The organism is Acinetobacter sp. MF4640, assembly GCF_002018895.1.
In the GTDB taxonomy this organism is placed as follows: domain Bacteria; phylum Pseudomonadota; class Gammaproteobacteria; order Pseudomonadales; family Moraxellaceae; genus Acinetobacter; species Acinetobacter johnsonii.
The window spans coordinates 1-14,372 of the sequence record NZ_MVOM01000046.1 but is presented as its reverse complement, the minus strand read 5'-3'; the positions used below and the strand labels follow the sequence as shown (position 1 = coordinate 14,372).

Here is a 14,372-nt window from a genome sequence, read left to right as displayed (position 1 = left end):
GAATTATGCCAATTCAAAAATGTAAGCCAACGTCTCCTGGACGTCGCTTTGTAGAGAAAGTCGTTCACGACCATCTTCACAAAGGTGCGCCTTATGCTCCGTTGGTTGAAGCTAAAAAACGTACTGGTGGTCGTAATAACAACGGTCACATCACGACTCGTCACGTTGGTGGCGGTCATAAGCAGCACTACCGTCTAGTTGACTTTAAACGTAACAAAGATGGTATTCCTGCAACTGTAGAGCGTATTGAATACGATCCTAACCGTACAGCACACATTGCACTAGTATTGTATGCTGATGGTGAGCGTCGCTACATCATCGCGCCTAAAGGCCTTCGCGCTGGCGATAAAGTTCAATCTGGTAACGATGCTCCAATTCGTCCAGGTAACTGTTTACCGCTTCGCAACATGCCTATCGGTTCTACTCTTCACAACATCGAACTTAAAATCGGTAAAGGCGCGCAATTAGCTCGTTCTGCTGGTACTTCAGTTCAGTTGTTGGGTCGTGACGGTTCTTACGCTATCGTTCGTTTACGTTCTGGTGAAATGCGTAAAATTCACGTTGAGTGCCGTGCAGTTCTTGGTGAAGTTTCTAACCAAGAAAGCAACCTTCGTTCACTTGGTAAAGCAGGTGCAGCACGCTGGCGTGGCGTTCGTCCTACCGTTCGTGGTATGGCGATGAACCCAGTAGATCACCCGCACGGTGGTGGTGAAGGTCGTAGCAAAGGTATTCAACCTGTAAGCCCATGGGGTCAAAAAGCTAAAGGGTACAAGACACGTACCAATAAGCGTACGACTAAGATGATTATTCGCGACCGTCGCGTTAAGTAACAAGTAAAGGAATCTGACAATGCCTCGTTCTCTGAAAAAAGGCCCATTCGTCGATGCGCACTTGTTCGCTAAGGTTGAAGCGGCTATCGCGGCTAATAACCGTAAGCCGATCAAAACTTGGTCGCGTCGTTCGATGATCCTCCCAGATTTTGTTGGTTTAACAATTTCTGTACATAATGGCCGTAACCATGTTCCAGTGATCGTATCTGAACATATGGTTGGTCACAAACTTGGTGAATTCGCGCCAACTCGTACCTATCGTGGTCACGGTGTTGACAAGAAATCTAAACGTTAAGGTGCTATGATGGAAGTTACTGCTAAATTACGCGGTGCCGCTATCTCGGCACAAAAAACTCGTTTGGTTGCAGACCTAATCCGTGGCAAATCTGTTGCTCACGCGCTTAATATTCTCAACTTCAGCAACAAAAAAGCTGCAGTTTTGGTTAAAAAAGCATTGGAATCTGCAATTGCAAACGCTGAACACAATAACAGTTTAGATGTAGACGACCTTAAGGTTACTACGATTTACGTTGATGAAGGCACTAGCCTTAAACGTATTATGCCACGTGCTAAAGGCCGTGCAGATCGTATTACTAAGCGTACTTGTCACATTACCGTTAAGGTAGGGGTTTGATATGGGTCAGAAGGTTCATCCAATCGGTATCCGCCTTGGTGTTGTAAAACGTCATAACGCCAACTGGTATGCGAGTCCGAAACAATACGCTGAATACTTGCTTAAAGATCTTCAAGTTCGTGAGTTTTTAACTAAAAAACTTAAGAATGCAATGATCAGCAATATTCTTATCGAACGTCCTACGGGCGCTGCTAAAGTAACTATTAGCACTGCACGTCCTGGTATCGTTATCGGTAAAAAAGGCGAAGACATTGAGAAACTACAGCGTGAACTTACTCAAATTATGGGTATTCCAGCGCAAGTTAGCATCAATGAAATCGATCGCCCAGACTTAGACGCTCGTTTAGTTGCTGAAGCTATCGCTTCTCAATTAGAAAAACGTGTAATGTTCCGTCGTGCTATGAAGCGTGCGGTTCAAAACACAATGCGTGCTGGTGCTAAAGGTATCAAAGTTGAAGTATCAGGCCGTTTAGGTGGTGCTGAGATTGCTCGTACTGAGTGGTATCGTGAAGGTCGCGTACCTTTGCATACACTTCGTGCAGACATCGATTATTCAACTATGCGTGCTGAAACGACTTACGGTACGATTGGTGTTAAAGTTTGGATCTTCCGTGGTGAGATCTTGGGTGGCATGAAACAAGTCATGAACCCAGCTCCAGCTGAAGAGCGTCCAGCTAAACGCGGTCGTGGTCGTGGTGAAGGTCAAGAGCGTCGTGGTCGTCGCAATGATCGTTCTGCTGAAAAAGGAGAATAATCCATGTTACAACCTAAACGTACTAAATTCCGTAAAGTGCAGAAAGGCCGTAACACTGGTCTAGCTCACCGCGGTAGCTCGGTATCTTTTGGTACAATCGCACTTAAATCTGTTGAGCGTGGTCAAATGACTGCTCGTCAAATTGAAGCAGCGCGTCGTACAATCAGCCGTCGTATTAAACGTGGTGGTAAGATCTTTATCCGTGTTTTCCCAGACAAGCCGATTACTTCTAAGCCTCTTGAAGTGCGTATGGGTAAAGGTAAAGGTTCTGTGGAATACTGGGTTTGTCAAATCAAACCAGGTAAAGTCTTGTACGAAATTGATGGTGTTAACGAAGAATTGGCTCGCGAAGCGTTTACGCTTGCAGCTGCTAAACTTCCGTTTAAAACCACTATCGTGACTCGGACGGTAATGTAATGAAAACTAAAGATCTACGTGAAAAGTCGGTAGAAGAGTTGACAGCTTTGCTTGATGAGCAACAGCTTAACCAATTCCGTCTTCGTATGGCAAAAGCAACTGGTCAATTGGGTAAATCGCACGAAGTTGCACTTACTCGTAAGACAATTGCTCGTATTAAGACACTCCTTACCGAAAAACAGGGGAACGGACAATGAGTGAACAAACAGTTCGCACGTTAACCGGCAAAGTAGTAAGCGACAAAATGGACAAGTCTATTGTTGTACTTATCGAACGCCGCGTTCAACACCCGTTGTATGGCAAATCAATCCGCCGTTCAACTAAATTACATGCTCACGATGAGAACAACACAGCTAAAACTGGCGACGTTGTGACTATCAAAGAAAGCCGCCCAATTTCTAAAACTAAGTCTTGGACTCTAGTTGAAGTTGTTGAAGCTGCTGCTGAGTAATTAGACGTATCTGTTGCATCATCGGTTAATTTCGAGTACTCTTTGAGCCTTTCGAAATTGTGACCGGTGATGCTCGGTTTTGGAGTAGGGCAATGATTCAAACCGAAAGTATGCTAGACGTAGCAGACAATAGTGGTGCTCGCCGCGTACAATGTATTAAAGTACTTGGTGGTTCACACCGTCGTTATGCTTCTGTTGGCGACATTATTAAAGTTACTGTAAAAGAAGCTATTCCACGCGCACGTGTTAAAAAAGGTGACGTGATGAATGCTGTTGTGGTTCGTACAAAATTCGGTATCCGTCGTCCAGACGGTTCAGTGATTCGTTTCGACGATAACGCTGCTGTTATTTTGAACAACAACAAAGCGCCGATTGCAACTCGTATTTTCGGACCAGTGACTCGTGAACTTCGTACTGAACAGTTCATGAAAATTATTTCACTGGCTCCTGAAGTTCTATAAGAGGCAATCATGGCTAAGATTAAAAAAGGCGATCAAGTTATTGTGATCGCAGGTAAAGAAAAAGGCAAACAGGGTACTGTTCTGTCTGTTTCAAATGACCGTGTTATGGTTGAAGGCCTTAACTTGGTTAAGAAGCATCAAAAGCCGAACCGTGCAACAGGTGCTGAAGGCGCTGTAGTTACACAAGAAGCTTCGCTTCATATCTCTAACGTGGCAATTTTTAATGCTACAACCCAAAAGGCTGACCGTGTTGGTTACCAAGTGACTGAAGGCGTGAAAACTCGCGTTTACAAGTCAAATGGTGAATCAGTGGCGGTAGCGAAGTAATAGGTTGAAAAGGCAATGGCCAGACTTAAAACGCGTTACAACGACGAACTTAAGGCTCAATTACAAGAGACTTTAGCCGTTAAAAATGTGATGGATATTCCTCGCATTACTAAAATCACGATCAACATGGGTGTTGGCGCAGCTGCTGCTGACAAAAAACTCCTTGATGGTGCTCTTGCTGATATGCAAGCTATCGCTGGTCAAAAACCAGTTCTTACTTTAGCTCGCAAATCAATCGCTGGTTTCAAAATCCGTGATGGTTGGCCGATTGGTTGTAAAGTTACTTTACGCGGCGAACGTATGTACGAATTCTTAGACCGTCTAATCTCGATTGCGATCCCTCGTATCCGTGACTTCCGTGGTTTCTCTGCGAAATCATTTGACGGTCGCGGCAACTACTCAATGGGTCTTAAGGAACAAATCATGTTCCCTGAAATCGATTTTGATAAGATTGATCGTATTCGTGGTATGGATATTACCATCACTACGACTGCTCGCACCGATGACGAAGGCCGTGCGCTTATGCGTGCATTCGGCTTCCCGTTCAAATAAGAGGTCGATATGGCTAAGAAAAGTATGATTAATCGCGAATTGAAACGCGAAGCTACTGTTGCTAAATACGCTGCAAAACGTGCTGAATTAAAAGCTGTTATTGCAAACGTAAATGCTAGCGACGAAGAGCGTTTCGAAGCGATGATGAAATTCCAAGCATTACCACGTAATGCGTCTCCAGTACGTTTACGTAACCGTTGTGGTTTAACTGGTCGTCCTCATGGTTACTTCCGTAAGTTCGGTTTAAGCCGTAACAAATTACGCGATACAGTAATGCAAGGTGATGTACCGGGCGTTGTTAAGGCAAGCTGGTAAGGAGCGCTATAGATGAGTATGCAAGATACCGTTGCCGACATGTTAACTCGTGTTCGTAACGCGCAAATGGCAAAGAAACAAACAGTTTCTATGCCTAACTCTAAGTTGAAGGTTGCTATTGCAAACGTTCTTCAACAAGAAGGTTACATTTCAAACGTAGAAGTTGCGGATGCTGAAGGCAAAGCAACTCTTACTTTGACTTTAAAGTATTTCGAAGGCAAACCAGTTATCGAAACTGTGAAACGCGTAAGCCGTCCAGGTCTACGTCAGTATCGCGGTAAAGATGCACTTCCGAGCGTTAAGCAAGGTTTAGGTATTGCAATTGTTTCTACAAGCAAAGGCATCATGACTGATCGCGCTGCACGTGCTGCAGGTATCGGTGGTGAAGTTATTGCTTTTGTTTCTTAATAGGTGATTCCTCATGTCTCGTGTGGCTAAAGCCCCAGTAACTGTACCTAACGGTGTAACAGTTACTCAGAACGGCCGGCAGGTCGAAGTGAAAGGTAGCAAAGGTACTTTGTCTTTCACCCTGCATGCGCTGGTCGAGCTTAAACAGGAAGACGGTATTTTAGCGATTGCTCCAAAAGCTGAGTCGAAAGACGCTTGGATGCAAGCTGGTACTGCTCGCGCTGTGCTTAACAACCTTGTAAAAGGTGTGAGCGAAGGCTTTGAACGTAAGTTACAACTTATCGGTGTTGGTTATAAAGCTGCGGTTAAAGGTAACATTGTTAACCTTAACCTTGGTTTCTCTCACCCGATCGACTATACGCTTCCTGAAGGTGTAACTGCTGAAACTCCTACAGCAACTGAAATTGTTCTTAAATCTGCTGATAAAGCACGTTTAGGTCAGGTTGCTGCAGATATCCGTGGTTACCGTCCACCAGAGCCTTATAAAGGTAAAGGTGTTCGTTATTCTGACGAAGTTGTACTTCGTAAAGAAGCTAAGAAGAAATAAGGCGCGAGGTTCTTATGAACGAAAAGAAACAATCCCGTTTGCGTCGTGCGAAAAGCACACGCTTGCACATCCGTGCGTTGGGTGCGACTCGTTTGTGTGTAAACCGCACTCCGCGTCACATCTACGCTCAAGTTATTTCAGCAGATGGTGGCAAAGTTTTAGCGCAAGCTTCAACTTTAGATGCTACTTTACGTGCTGGTACAACTGGTAACGTTGAAGCAGCTACTAAAGTAGGTGCTTTAATCGCAGAACGCGCTAAAGCAGCTGGTGTTACTAAAGTTGCATTTGACCGTTCTGGTTTCAAATATCATGGTCGTATCAAAGCCTTGGCTGATGCTGCTCGTGAAAACGGCTTGGAGTTCTAATCATGGCTAAAGTTGAACAAAACGAAGGTCTTGTTGAAAAGCTGGTTGCCGTTGATCGTGTAGCCAAAGTTGTTAAGGGTGGTCGTATCTTCTCTTTCACAGCATTGACTGTGGTTGGTGATGGTAATGGTCGTGTAGGTTTTGGTCGTGGTAAAGCACGTGAAGTTCCAGCTGCTATTTCTAAAGCACTTGAAGCTGCTCGTCGCAACATGATTACTGTTGACCTTGTTAACGGTACTGTACAGCACCCTATTAACGCGCGTCACGGTGCAAGCCGTGTTTACATGCAGCCTGCTTCTGAAGGTACTGGTGTAATCGCTGGTGGTGCTATGCGTGCAGTTCTAGAAGCTGTGGGCGTACGTAACGTATTAACAAAATGTTATGGTTCTACTAACGCTGCAAACGTAGTAAACGCGACTTTTAACGGTCTGCGTGATATGACTTCTCCTGAGAAGGTTGCTGCGAAACGTGGTCTTACAGTAGAACAAATTCAAGGGTAATCAATCATGAAAACGATTAAAGTTACCCAGACTAAATCTTCTGCGCATCGCTTGAAAAATCACAAGCTTAGCCTACAAGGTTTAGGTCTGCGTCGTATTGGTCATACTGTAGAAGTGCAAGATACGCCTTCTAACCGTGGTATGATCAACCAAGTCTACTATATGGTTAGTGTAGAGGAATAAGCCATGACTCTGCGTTTAAATGAGCTTGCACCTGCTGAAGGTGCAAAACGTGAAAATCGTCGTCTAGGCCGTGGTATCGGTTCTGGCGTTGGTAAGACTGGTGGCCGTGGTGTCAAAGGTCAGAATTCACGTAAGAGCGGTGGTACTCGTCCAGGCTTTGAAGGTGGTCAAACTGCGTTATATCGTCGTTTACCTAAATTCGGTTTCACTAGCCAAATCGCTTTGAAAACTGCTGAAGTACGTTTATCTGAGCTTGCTAAAGTGGAAGGCGACATCGTTAGCCTAGAAACTTTAAAAGCTGCAAACGTTGTACGTAAAGATATGTTACGTGCTCGTATCGTACTTTCTGGTGAAATTACTCGTGCATTCACTGTTCAAGGTGTTGCTGTGACTAAAGGCGCTAAAGCTGCTGTTGAAGCTGCTGGCGGTAAAGTCGAGGAGTAATCGCTAGTGTCTATGTCTCCTAGTTCTTCAGGTCATGTCAATATGATGAAAGGCCAGCCATTTCATGTGAAATACCGTGAAATTATTCGCCGCATGATGTTTCTCATCGGTGCATTATTGGTTTTTCGACTAGGAGCACATATTCCAGTACCAGGCATTAATAATGCTGCACTTGAAAATCTTTTTAATGCAAACCAAGGCACGATCCTTGGTTTGTTTAACATGTTTTCGGGTGGTGCATTAGAGCGTATGTCCATTCTTGCTCTTGGGATTATGCCGTACATTTCTGCATCGATTATCGTGCAGTTAATGTCTACAGTTATTCCTTCGCTGGAAGCTTTAAAGAAAGAAGGCGAACAAGGCAAGCGTAAGATTAATCAATATACGCGACAGGGTACATTGTTCCTTGCACTCGTGCAGGCAATTGGGATGTGTGCTGGTCTGATCAGTCAAGGGATTACCTTAACTGAAGGTCTGGCTTTCTACGTACCAGCTGTAACCTCTTTGGTTGCAGGTACAATGTTCTTGATGTGGTTAGGTGAGCAAATTACCGAACGCGGGGTGGGCAATGGTATTTCCATGATCATCTTCGCCGGTATTGTTGCAGGTTTGCCGAATTTAATTCTGCAATCAATATCATCAGTAGATAATGGTCAAACCAGTCTAATCGGCTTGGTTATTTTTGGCGTGTTATCTCTGGCTGTATTAGCTGCAATTGTGTTTATTGAGAAGGCGCAACGTCGTATTCCAGTAAACTATGCTCAAAAACAACAAGGACGTCGTGTATTTACTGCACAACAGTCGCATTTGCCATTAAAAATTAATATGGCCGGTGTGATCCCTGCGATTTTCGCAAGTTCATTGCTTTTGTTCCCTGCGAGCTTAGGGCAATGGGTGGGTAGTGCAGATCCGAATGCGGGTATTATCAAACGTAGTTTGCAAGATTTGGCATTGGTGCTTTCGCCTGGTCAGCCGTTGTATTTGGTGCTCTTTGGTGCGTTAATTATCTTTTTCTGTTACTTTTATACAGCGCTTGTATTTAGCCCGAAAGAAGTATCGGAAAACTTGAAACGCAGCGGGGCTTATGTACCTGGTATTCGTCCAGGTGAGCAAACTGCTCGTTACTTAGATCATATTCTTAACCGTTTGACATTTATTGGCGCGATTTATATCACCATCATTTGCTTAATGCCGATGATTTTACAAAGCTCATTTGGTATTCCATTCTCTTTAGGTGGAACATCTTTGCTTATTGTTGTGGTGGTAGTGATGGACTTTATGGCTCAGCTACAAGCACATCTCACCTCGCATCAGTACGATAATCAAACGTTAATGAGAAAAACGACTGCTCATCCTAAGGGATAAGCGCACTTGAGGTTTCATCATGAAAGTACAAGCTTCTGTAAAGAAAATTTGTGGTAGCTGTAAAGTTATCCGTCGTAATGGGGTTATTCGCGTAATTTGTAGCGCAGAACCTCGTCATAAGCAGCGTCAAGGTTAATCTGATCAAGACCTGTTGATTTCAGTAGGCTAATTAGGTTATTATCCGCCCCTCAAGATTTTTGTGGGGCGGTTGATTGTCTTAACTGCCTTTTTGGAGAAAATTGAATGGCTCGTATTGCCGGTGTAAACATTCCGGATAACAAGCATGCTGTTATCTCTCTAACGTACATCTTTGGTGTAGGTCGCCACACTGCTAAGAATATCTTGGCTGCTGTTGGTATCGCGCCGACTACAAAGATCCGTGAATTAGATGACGCTCAGCTTGATGCGATTCGTGCAGAAGTTGCTAAGGTTCCGACCGAAGGTGATTTACGTCGCGAAATTTCCATGAACATTAAACGTTTAATGGATTTAGGCTGCTACCGCGGTCTTCGTCATCGTCGCAGCTTGCCTGTCCGTGGACAACGCACCAAAACTAACGCACGTACCCGTAAAGGTCCGCGCAAACCTATTAAGAAATAAGATTTCTGGAAGCTAAAAGATGGCTAAAGATACTCGCACACGCAAGAAGGTCACTCGTACCGTCTCTGAAGGTGTTGCACACATTCACGCTTCTTTTAATAACACCATTGTGACTATTACCGATCGTCAAGGTAATGCACTGGCTTGGGCTACCTCTGGTGGACAAGGCTTCCGTGGATCACGTAAATCAACTCCGTTTGCTGCTCAGGTAGCTGCTGAAGTTGCTGGTAAAGCTGCTTTAGACTACGGTTTGAAAAACTTGGACGTCCTTGTAAAAGGTCCTGGTCCTGGTCGTGAATCTGCGGTTCGTGCTTTAGGTGCAGTGGGTTATAAAATTAACAGCATTACCGATGTGACGCCAATCCCGCACAACGGTTGCCGTCCACCTAAAAAACGTCGCGTGTAAGGAGAAACATTCATGGCTCGTTATATTGGTCCAAAATGCAAACTCTCTCGCCGCGAAGGGACAGACCTGCAATTAAAATCTGGCGTTAAACCATTTGACGTCAAAACTAAAAAAGCTGCTAAAGCTCCTGGCCAACATGGCGGAGCGCGTGGTGGCAAACAATCTGAGTACTCACTACAATTACGTGAAAAACAAAAAGTACGTCGTATGTACGGTGTTTTAGAGCGTCAATTTAGTAATTACTATAAAGAAGCTGCTCGTGTGAAAGGCGCAACTGGTGAAAACTTGTTGAAACTGCTTGAAAGCCGTCTTGATAACGTCGTTTATCGCATGGGTTTTGGTTCTACACGTGCAGAAGCTCGTCAGCTTGTATCTCACCGCTCGATCACTTTGAATGGCCGTCGTGTTAACATCGCGTCTATTCAAGTTAAAGCGGGTGATGTAATTGCTGTGCATGAAGGTGCTAAACAACAATTGCGTATCAAAAACGCAGTTGAATTAGCTGCACAACGTGGTATTCCTTCTTGGATGGAAATTGACCATTCTAAGTTGGAAGGTACGTTTAAAGCTGCACCAGATCGTTCAGATTTACCTGCTGAAATCAACGAAAGCTTGATTGTAGAATTGTATTCTAAATAATCCTTGAGGTAGCAATATGACGCGTACTGCAAATGAGTTTCTAACTCCGCAAGCGATCAAGGTCGAAGCGGTTAGCGGGACCTCGGCAAAAGTTATTCTAGAACCCTTAGAGCGTGGCTTTGGTCATACTCTGGGCAATGCTTTACGTCGCATCCTTCTTTCTTCTTTACCTGGCGCTGCTGTGGTTGAAGTTGAGATTGAAGGTGTCGAGCACGAGTACAGTACTTTGGAAGGCTTGCAGCAGGACATCGTCGAGCTCTTGCTGAACCTAAAAGGATTGTCTATTAAGCTGTTCGATCAAAATGAAGCTTATTTGACATTAGAGAAACAAGGTCCTGGCGACGTAACTGCCGCTGACCTTCGTTTGCCTCATAATGTTGAAGTGGTTAACCCTGAACATTTGATCGGTACTTTAAGTGCTTCAGGCTCATTAAAAATGCGCTTGAAAGTTTCTCAAGGTCGTGGTTATGAAACTTCTGACTCGCGTTTCCCAGAAGGCGAAACTCGCCCTGTAGGTCGCTTACAGTTAGATGCTTCTTATAGCCCAATCAAACGTGTGTCTTACACAGTGGAAAACGCTCGTGTAGAACAACGTACAGACCTTGATAAATTGGTCATTGATCTTGAGACCAACGGTACAGTTGATCCTGAAGAAGCGATCCGCAAAGCGGCAACAATCTTGCAACAACAAATTGCAATTTTTGTTGACCTTCAGAAAGATCAAGCTCCTGTTGCTCAAGAACCTCGTGAAGAAGTTGATCCGATTTTGCTTCGTCCAGTAGATGATCTAGAGCTTACTGTTCGTTCTGCTAACTGTTTGAAAGCAGAAAACATTTACTACATTGGTGATCTTGTACAGCGCACTGAGGTTGAGTTACTCAAAACTCCTAACCTTGGTAAAAAATCGCTTACTGAGATCAAAGATGTTCTGGCTTCAAAAGGCTTACAACTCGGCATGCGTTTAGAGAACTGGCCACCAGCTAGTCTCCGTATGGACGATCGTTTCGCCTATCGTAGCCGTTAATTAAGTAGGACTATCACCATGCGTCATCGTAATAGTGGTGTGAAATTAGGCCGTACAAGCAGCCATCGTAAAGCGATGTTTCAAAACATGGCTAACTCTTTGTTTGAGCACGAGTTGATCAAAACAACTGTGCCTAAAGCAAAAGAGTTACGTCGTGTAGCTGAGCCTTTAATCACTTTAGCTAAAAACGATACTGTTGCAAACCGTCGCTTAGCGTTTGCTCGTACTCGTTCAGCAGCAACTGTTGGTAAATTATTTACCGTTCTTGGCCCTCGTTACAAAGAACGTAACGGCGGTTATCTACGTGTTCTTAAAGCGGGCTTCCGTGCAGGTGATGCTGCGCCGATGGCTTACGTTGAACTAGTAGATCGCGAAGTTAAATAATTTCGTAGAACTATTCAGTTGTTCTTAGAAAAAGACCAGTGTTTCACTGGTCTTTTTTTATGGGTTTTTGTTCGACAATCTTTGTATTTTGGCCTGTAGTGACATATTTTACGAAAGATCTGCTTAAACTTGACATTGTGTATTGTCAGTTTTATGGTTTAATAAGAACAGAATATAAGACAGGATAAAAATAACATGGATAAGCACGTCGATCTGCTCATTGTAGGTGCAGGTATTTCAGGCATTGGCCTTGCGGCACATTTAACCAAGCATTGTCCACAACGTTCGTTTGAAATTATTGAACGTCGTGACAGCTTTGGTGGAACATGGGATTTGTTTAAATACCCAGGTATTCGTTCTGATTCAGATATGTCGACCTTTGGTTTTAATTTTAAACCGTGGCAACAAGCCAGCGTTTTGGCAGATGGTTCTTCGATTAAGGGCTATTTAGCGGAAGTCATTGATGAACAGAAACTCAAAGAAAAAATTCATTTTAAACATCGAGTACTTAGCGCCAATTATGATTCTGCTCAGAAAAAGTGGCAGGTCGTGATTGAGAATGCAAAAGGCAAAAAAGAAAACTGGATTGCAAATTTTGTGTTTGGCTGTACAGGCTATTATAACTACGACCAAGGCTACCAACCTGATTTTCCAAATAAAGAAGTATTTAAAGGCGAGTTTGTAAATCCACAGTTTTGGCCTGAAAAATTAGATTATACAGGTAAAAAAGTCGTCATTATTGGTAGTGGTGCGACAGCGATTACACTGGTGCCTGCGATGGCCAAAGGTGGAGCGGCGCATGTCACCATGTTACAACGCTCTCCAACCTATATTGCCTCGGTGCCATCGATCGATTTTGTATATGACAAAATGCGTAAAGTATTGCCTGAAGATGTGGCGTATAAATTGACTCGCGCACGTAATATTGGGATGCAACGTGGGATTTATGCACTGGCGCAGAAGCAACCGAAGTTGCTACGCCGACTGCTGCTCCAGTCGATTAAGATGCAGCTCAAAGGTAAAGTGGATATGAAACACTTCACCCCAGAATATAATCCTTGGGATCAACGTTTATGTGTGGTGCCAGACGGTGATTTATTTAAAATTCTTCGTTCAGGCCAAGCCAGTGTTGAAACAGATCAGATTGAACGTTTTACTGAAACGGGCCTTCAATTAAAGTCTGGCCAGCATTTAGAGGCAGATATTGTCGTCTCAGCCACAGGTCTAGAAATTCAAATCTTGGGTGGTATACAAGCAACGATTGATGGCAAACCGTTAGATACTTCTAAACATATGTTGTATCAGGGCGTGATGGTCAGTGATGTACCGAATATGGCGATGATTATTGGTTATATTAATGCGTCATGGACCTTGAAAGTGGATATTGCAGCTGAATATATTTGCCGCTTACTCAACTATATGGATCAAAAGCAGTGGGCTGAAGTGATCCCGAAAGGGGACGCGACAGAGCTGATGGATGATACGGTCATGGGCAGTTTAAGCTCGGGTTATATTGCACGTGCTGCCAATGTGATGCCAAAACAGGGTAAACATGCGCCATGGAAAGTCAGCAATAATTATCTTGCGGATCGTAAGACTTTGAAAAGTGCTTCTTTTGAGGATGGAGTACTGAAATTTGCTAAACGTGATGCAGCATTGAATCAGAAGCCTAAACTGGTGTCTTAAGCTGAGTAGCTGATTTTAAAAGGAGCGTAACGCTCCTTTTTTATGGAAATGACTTTAGGGTGTTCTGTTTTTACTTTCTTAAACTGTAGGACTGGTGGATGATTTTAAAAACTTAAAAGATAAAGAATAGGGAATATTTTGAATATCTTAGAACAAAGTTACCAAGTCCCATCTGCGTCAAACATGATTCATGCTAAAAAATGGCACACTGATGCAGCAGATCACGCTGTAGCTCCGATTATTTTAATGCACGATTCATTAGGTTGTGTGGATTTGTGGCGAGATTTTCCTGCCCAACTGGCACAAGCGACTGCGCGAGTGGTCTATGCCTATGATCGATTGGGTTTTGGTTTATCTGATGCGAGTACACAGCCCTTGGCACATAGTTTTGTCATCACTGAAGCAGAACAGACCTTTAAAGCTGTATTGGATTATTTTTCGATACAGCACTTTGTCATTCTAGGGCATAGCGTGGGTGGGGGGATGTCTGTTGCGATTGCTGCGGCTTATCCAGAGCGTTGCCAAGGATTAATTTCAATCTCTGCACAGTATGCGGTTGAAGCACTGACACTGAAGGGGATAAGTGAAGCAAAAATTGGCTTTCAACAAGCGGGACAAATGGAGCGTTTGGAGAGGTATCACCCAGAAAAGGCGCAGTGGGTGCTTGATGCATGGACTGAAACATGGCTATCGCCCGCTTTTCAAGATTGGAATTTGGCCAGAGTGATTGATGGTGTGTGTTGTCCAACGTTGATTATTCATGGTGAACTGGATGAATATGGCAGTACTGGACAACCTCAGCAGATTTTTGAAGGGGTGTCTGGACAGGCTGAGCTGCACATTTTAGAAGATCTACATCATATGCCACATAAAGAGCAGCCAGAGTTGGTGGTTGCCTTGATTGCGGAGTTTCATCAAGCACATTGTTAAAAGTAAAAGCCCATCCAAAGAGGTAATGCCAGTCAGTTAAGAAATTGACTGGCATTTTCTTGGGTACTTTTGAGGCTTTATTTTGACGACTCTAGGGCATTGCCTTGATCTTCTTTCAGGCAAAACAAACATTTTAGACTGTTCCAGCAA

25 protein-coding genes and 1 pseudogene are annotated in these 14,372 nt (G+C 43.8%); all 26 read left to right on the top strand.

Annotated elements, in window-relative coordinates; all coding sequences use genetic code 11:
- Positions 1 to 5: 5 nt before the first annotated feature.
- The 26 genes and pseudogenes from rplB (at position 6) to MF4640_RS14185 (ending at position 14,222) form a co-directional block, all read left to right on the top strand.
- Positions 6 to 830 (top strand): 50S ribosomal protein L2, encoded by an 825-nt coding sequence (gene rplB, locus MF4640_RS14310; protein ID WP_004691322.1) that lies wholly within the window; start codon positions 6 to 8, stop codon positions 828 to 830.
- A gap of 19 nt (positions 831 to 849) precedes the next feature.
- Complete coding sequence (gene rpsS / locus MF4640_RS14305) at positions 850 to 1,125, top strand: 30S ribosomal protein S19 (protein ID WP_004281508.1); 276 nt, start codon at positions 850 to 852, stop codon at positions 1,123 to 1,125.
- A 9-nt stretch (positions 1,126 to 1,134) separates the two neighbouring features.
- Positions 1,135 to 1,464, top strand: coding sequence for a 50S ribosomal protein L22 (rplV, locus tag MF4640_RS14300; protein ID WP_004691320.1), 330 nt, complete (start codon positions 1,135 to 1,137; stop codon positions 1,462 to 1,464).
- Position 1,465: 1 nt separating this feature from the next.
- Positions 1,466 to 2,282: pseudogene (gene rpsC, locus MF4640_RS14295) on the top strand (30S ribosomal protein S3).
- Positions 2,222 to 2,635: a 50S ribosomal protein L16 gene (rplP, locus tag MF4640_RS14290; protein ID WP_004691317.1), complete on the top strand. Its 414-nt coding sequence runs from the start codon at positions 2,222 to 2,224 to the stop codon at positions 2,633 to 2,635. Before rpsC ends, rplP begins: the two are co-directional and overlap by 61 nt.
- Entirely contained in the window at positions 2,635 to 2,832 is a 198-nt protein-coding gene (gene rpmC / locus MF4640_RS14285; protein ID WP_004650482.1) for a 50S ribosomal protein L29, read from the top strand. Before rplP ends, rpmC begins: the two co-directional genes overlap by 1 nt.
- On the top strand, positions 2,829 to 3,086 hold the full coding sequence (rpsQ, locus tag MF4640_RS14280; protein WP_004691314.1) for a 30S ribosomal protein S17: 258 nt from the start codon (positions 2,829 to 2,831) through the stop codon (positions 3,084 to 3,086). Before rpmC ends, rpsQ begins: the two co-directional genes overlap by 4 nt.
- Before the next feature lie 92 nt (positions 3,087 to 3,178).
- Positions 3,179 to 3,547: a 50S ribosomal protein L14 gene (rplN, locus tag MF4640_RS14275; protein ID WP_004657680.1), complete on the top strand. Its 369-nt coding sequence runs from the start codon at positions 3,179 to 3,181 to the stop codon at positions 3,545 to 3,547.
- Positions 3,548 to 3,556: 9 nt separating this feature from the next.
- Positions 3,557 to 3,874: a 50S ribosomal protein L24 gene (gene rplX, locus MF4640_RS14270; RefSeq protein WP_004691313.1), complete on the top strand. Its 318-nt coding sequence runs from the start codon at positions 3,557 to 3,559 to the stop codon at positions 3,872 to 3,874.
- 15 nt (positions 3,875 to 3,889) lie between these two features.
- On the top strand, positions 3,890 to 4,426 hold the full coding sequence (rplE, locus tag MF4640_RS14265; protein ID WP_004691311.1) for a 50S ribosomal protein L5: 537 nt from the start codon (positions 3,890 to 3,892) through the stop codon (positions 4,424 to 4,426).
- Between the two features lie 9 nt (positions 4,427 to 4,435).
- Positions 4,436 to 4,741 (top strand): 30S ribosomal protein S14, encoded by a 306-nt coding sequence (gene rpsN, locus MF4640_RS14260; protein WP_004691309.1) that lies wholly within the window; start codon positions 4,436 to 4,438, stop codon positions 4,739 to 4,741.
- Positions 4,742 to 4,753: 12 nt separating this feature from the next.
- Positions 4,754 to 5,149 (top strand): 30S ribosomal protein S8, encoded by a 396-nt coding sequence (rpsH, locus tag MF4640_RS14255; protein WP_004691308.1) that lies wholly within the window; start codon positions 4,754 to 4,756, stop codon positions 5,147 to 5,149.
- 13 nt (positions 5,150 to 5,162) lie between these two features.
- Positions 5,163 to 5,696, top strand: coding sequence for a 50S ribosomal protein L6 (gene rplF / locus MF4640_RS14250; RefSeq protein WP_004691306.1), 534 nt, complete (start codon positions 5,163 to 5,165; stop codon positions 5,694 to 5,696).
- 14 nt (positions 5,697 to 5,710) lie between these two features.
- Entirely contained in the window at positions 5,711 to 6,061 is a 351-nt protein-coding gene (gene rplR, locus MF4640_RS14245; protein WP_004650473.1) for a 50S ribosomal protein L18, read from the top strand.
- Between the two features lie 2 nt (positions 6,062 to 6,063).
- Positions 6,064 to 6,561, top strand: a complete 498-nt coding sequence (gene rpsE, locus MF4640_RS14240) for a 30S ribosomal protein S5 (protein ID WP_004691304.1) — start codon at positions 6,064 to 6,066, stop codon at positions 6,559 to 6,561.
- 6 nt (positions 6,562 to 6,567) lie between these two features.
- Positions 6,568 to 6,744, top strand: coding sequence for a 50S ribosomal protein L30 (gene rpmD, locus MF4640_RS14235; RefSeq protein WP_004691302.1), 177 nt, complete (start codon positions 6,568 to 6,570; stop codon positions 6,742 to 6,744).
- A gap of 3 nt (positions 6,745 to 6,747) precedes the next feature.
- Positions 6,748 to 7,188 carry a 50S ribosomal protein L15 gene (rplO, locus tag MF4640_RS14230; protein WP_078390005.1) on the top strand — a complete coding sequence of 147 codons (441 nt, stop codon included), beginning with the start codon at positions 6,748 to 6,750 and terminating at the stop codon, positions 7,186 to 7,188.
- 45 nt (positions 7,189 to 7,233) lie between these two features.
- The gene (gene secY / locus MF4640_RS14225; RefSeq protein ID WP_171263896.1) at positions 7,234 to 8,553 is read left to right on the top strand and encodes a preprotein translocase subunit SecY; all 1,320 of its coding nucleotides are present in this window, start codon (positions 7,234 to 7,236) and stop codon (positions 8,551 to 8,553) included.
- A 19-nt stretch (positions 8,554 to 8,572) separates the two neighbouring features.
- Positions 8,573 to 8,689 (top strand): 50S ribosomal protein L36, encoded by a 117-nt coding sequence (rpmJ, locus tag MF4640_RS14220; protein ID WP_000867907.1) that lies wholly within the window; start codon positions 8,573 to 8,575, stop codon positions 8,687 to 8,689.
- 107 nt (positions 8,690 to 8,796) lie between these two features.
- Positions 8,797 to 9,153 (top strand): 30S ribosomal protein S13, encoded by a 357-nt coding sequence (gene rpsM / locus MF4640_RS14215; RefSeq protein WP_004691296.1) that lies wholly within the window; start codon positions 8,797 to 8,799, stop codon positions 9,151 to 9,153.
- Positions 9,154 to 9,172: 19 nt separating this feature from the next.
- Entirely contained in the window at positions 9,173 to 9,559 is a 387-nt protein-coding gene (gene rpsK, locus MF4640_RS14210) for a 30S ribosomal protein S11 (RefSeq protein WP_001040166.1), read from the top strand.
- Between the two features lie 12 nt (positions 9,560 to 9,571).
- Positions 9,572 to 10,198 carry a 30S ribosomal protein S4 gene (gene rpsD / locus MF4640_RS14205; RefSeq protein WP_004691294.1) on the top strand — a complete coding sequence of 209 codons (627 nt, stop codon included), beginning with the start codon at positions 9,572 to 9,574 and terminating at the stop codon, positions 10,196 to 10,198.
- Positions 10,199 to 10,214: 16 nt separating this feature from the next.
- On the top strand, positions 10,215 to 11,222 hold the full coding sequence (locus MF4640_RS14200) for a DNA-directed RNA polymerase subunit alpha (protein WP_004691292.1): 1,008 nt from the start codon (positions 10,215 to 10,217) through the stop codon (positions 11,220 to 11,222).
- A gap of 18 nt (positions 11,223 to 11,240) precedes the next feature.
- Positions 11,241 to 11,606 (top strand): 50S ribosomal protein L17, encoded by a 366-nt coding sequence (gene rplQ / locus MF4640_RS14195; RefSeq protein WP_004691290.1) that lies wholly within the window; start codon positions 11,241 to 11,243, stop codon positions 11,604 to 11,606.
- Between the two features lie 195 nt (positions 11,607 to 11,801).
- Entirely contained in the window at positions 11,802 to 13,292 is a 1,491-nt protein-coding gene (locus MF4640_RS14190) for a flavin-containing monooxygenase (protein ID WP_078390003.1), read from the top strand.
- 138 nt (positions 13,293 to 13,430) lie between these two features.
- On the top strand, positions 13,431 to 14,222 hold the full coding sequence (locus MF4640_RS14185; RefSeq protein WP_078390002.1) for an alpha/beta fold hydrolase: 792 nt from the start codon (positions 13,431 to 13,433) through the stop codon (positions 14,220 to 14,222).
- Positions 14,223 to 14,372 lie beyond the last annotated feature (150 nt).

Excerpts from the sequence above, each read along its gene's own strand:
- rplO (WP_078390005.1), top strand. The coding sequence starts at position 6,748 with ATGACTCTGCGTTTAAATGAGCTTGCACCTGCTGAAGGTGCAAAACGT.
- rplV (WP_004691320.1), top strand. The coding sequence starts at position 1,135 with ATGGAAGTTACTGCTAAATTACGCGGTGCCGCTATCTCGGCACAAAAA.
- rpmD (WP_004691302.1), top strand. The coding sequence starts at position 6,568 with ATGAAAACGATTAAAGTTACCCAGACTAAATCTTCTGCGCATCGCTTG.
- rpsH (WP_004691308.1), top strand. The coding sequence starts at position 4,754 with ATGAGTATGCAAGATACCGTTGCCGACATGTTAACTCGTGTTCGTAAC.
- secY (WP_171263896.1), top strand. The coding sequence starts at position 7,234 with ATGAAAGGCCAGCCATTTCATGTGAAATACCGTGAAATTATTCGCCGC.
- rplE (WP_004691311.1), top strand. The coding sequence starts at position 3,890 with ATGGCCAGACTTAAAACGCGTTACAACGACGAACTTAAGGCTCAATTA.
- rpsM (WP_004691296.1), top strand. The coding sequence starts at position 8,797 with ATGGCTCGTATTGCCGGTGTAAACATTCCGGATAACAAGCATGCTGTT.
- rplQ (WP_004691290.1), top strand. The coding sequence starts at position 11,241 with ATGCGTCATCGTAATAGTGGTGTGAAATTAGGCCGTACAAGCAGCCAT.
- rpsN (WP_004691309.1), top strand. The coding sequence starts at position 4,436 with ATGGCTAAGAAAAGTATGATTAATCGCGAATTGAAACGCGAAGCTACT.
- rpsK (WP_001040166.1), top strand. The coding sequence starts at position 9,173 with ATGGCTAAAGATACTCGCACACGCAAGAAGGTCACTCGTACCGTCTCT.
- rpmJ (WP_000867907.1), top strand. The coding sequence starts at position 8,573 with ATGAAAGTACAAGCTTCTGTAAAGAAAATTTGTGGTAGCTGTAAAGTT.
- rpmC (WP_004650482.1), top strand. The coding sequence starts at position 2,635 with ATGAAAACTAAAGATCTACGTGAAAAGTCGGTAGAAGAGTTGACAGCT.
- MF4640_RS14190 (WP_078390003.1), top strand. The coding sequence starts at position 11,802 with ATGGATAAGCACGTCGATCTGCTCATTGTAGGTGCAGGTATTTCAGGC.
- rplP (WP_004691317.1), top strand. The coding sequence starts at position 2,222 with ATGTTACAACCTAAACGTACTAAATTCCGTAAAGTGCAGAAAGGCCGT.
- rpsD (WP_004691294.1), top strand. The coding sequence starts at position 9,572 with ATGGCTCGTTATATTGGTCCAAAATGCAAACTCTCTCGCCGCGAAGGG.
- rpsQ (WP_004691314.1), top strand. The coding sequence starts at position 2,829 with ATGAGTGAACAAACAGTTCGCACGTTAACCGGCAAAGTAGTAAGCGAC.
- MF4640_RS14200 (WP_004691292.1), top strand. The coding sequence starts at position 10,215 with ATGACGCGTACTGCAAATGAGTTTCTAACTCCGCAAGCGATCAAGGTC.
- rplX (WP_004691313.1), top strand. The coding sequence starts at position 3,557 with ATGGCTAAGATTAAAAAAGGCGATCAAGTTATTGTGATCGCAGGTAAA.
- rplN (WP_004657680.1), top strand. The coding sequence starts at position 3,179 with ATGATTCAAACCGAAAGTATGCTAGACGTAGCAGACAATAGTGGTGCT.
- rplR (WP_004650473.1), top strand. The coding sequence starts at position 5,711 with ATGAACGAAAAGAAACAATCCCGTTTGCGTCGTGCGAAAAGCACACGC.
- rpsE (WP_004691304.1), top strand. The coding sequence starts at position 6,064 with ATGGCTAAAGTTGAACAAAACGAAGGTCTTGTTGAAAAGCTGGTTGCC.
- rplB (WP_004691322.1), top strand. The coding sequence starts at position 6 with ATGCCAATTCAAAAATGTAAGCCAACGTCTCCTGGACGTCGCTTTGTA.
- rplF (WP_004691306.1), top strand. The coding sequence starts at position 5,163 with ATGTCTCGTGTGGCTAAAGCCCCAGTAACTGTACCTAACGGTGTAACA.
- rpsS (WP_004281508.1), top strand. The coding sequence starts at position 850 with ATGCCTCGTTCTCTGAAAAAAGGCCCATTCGTCGATGCGCACTTGTTC.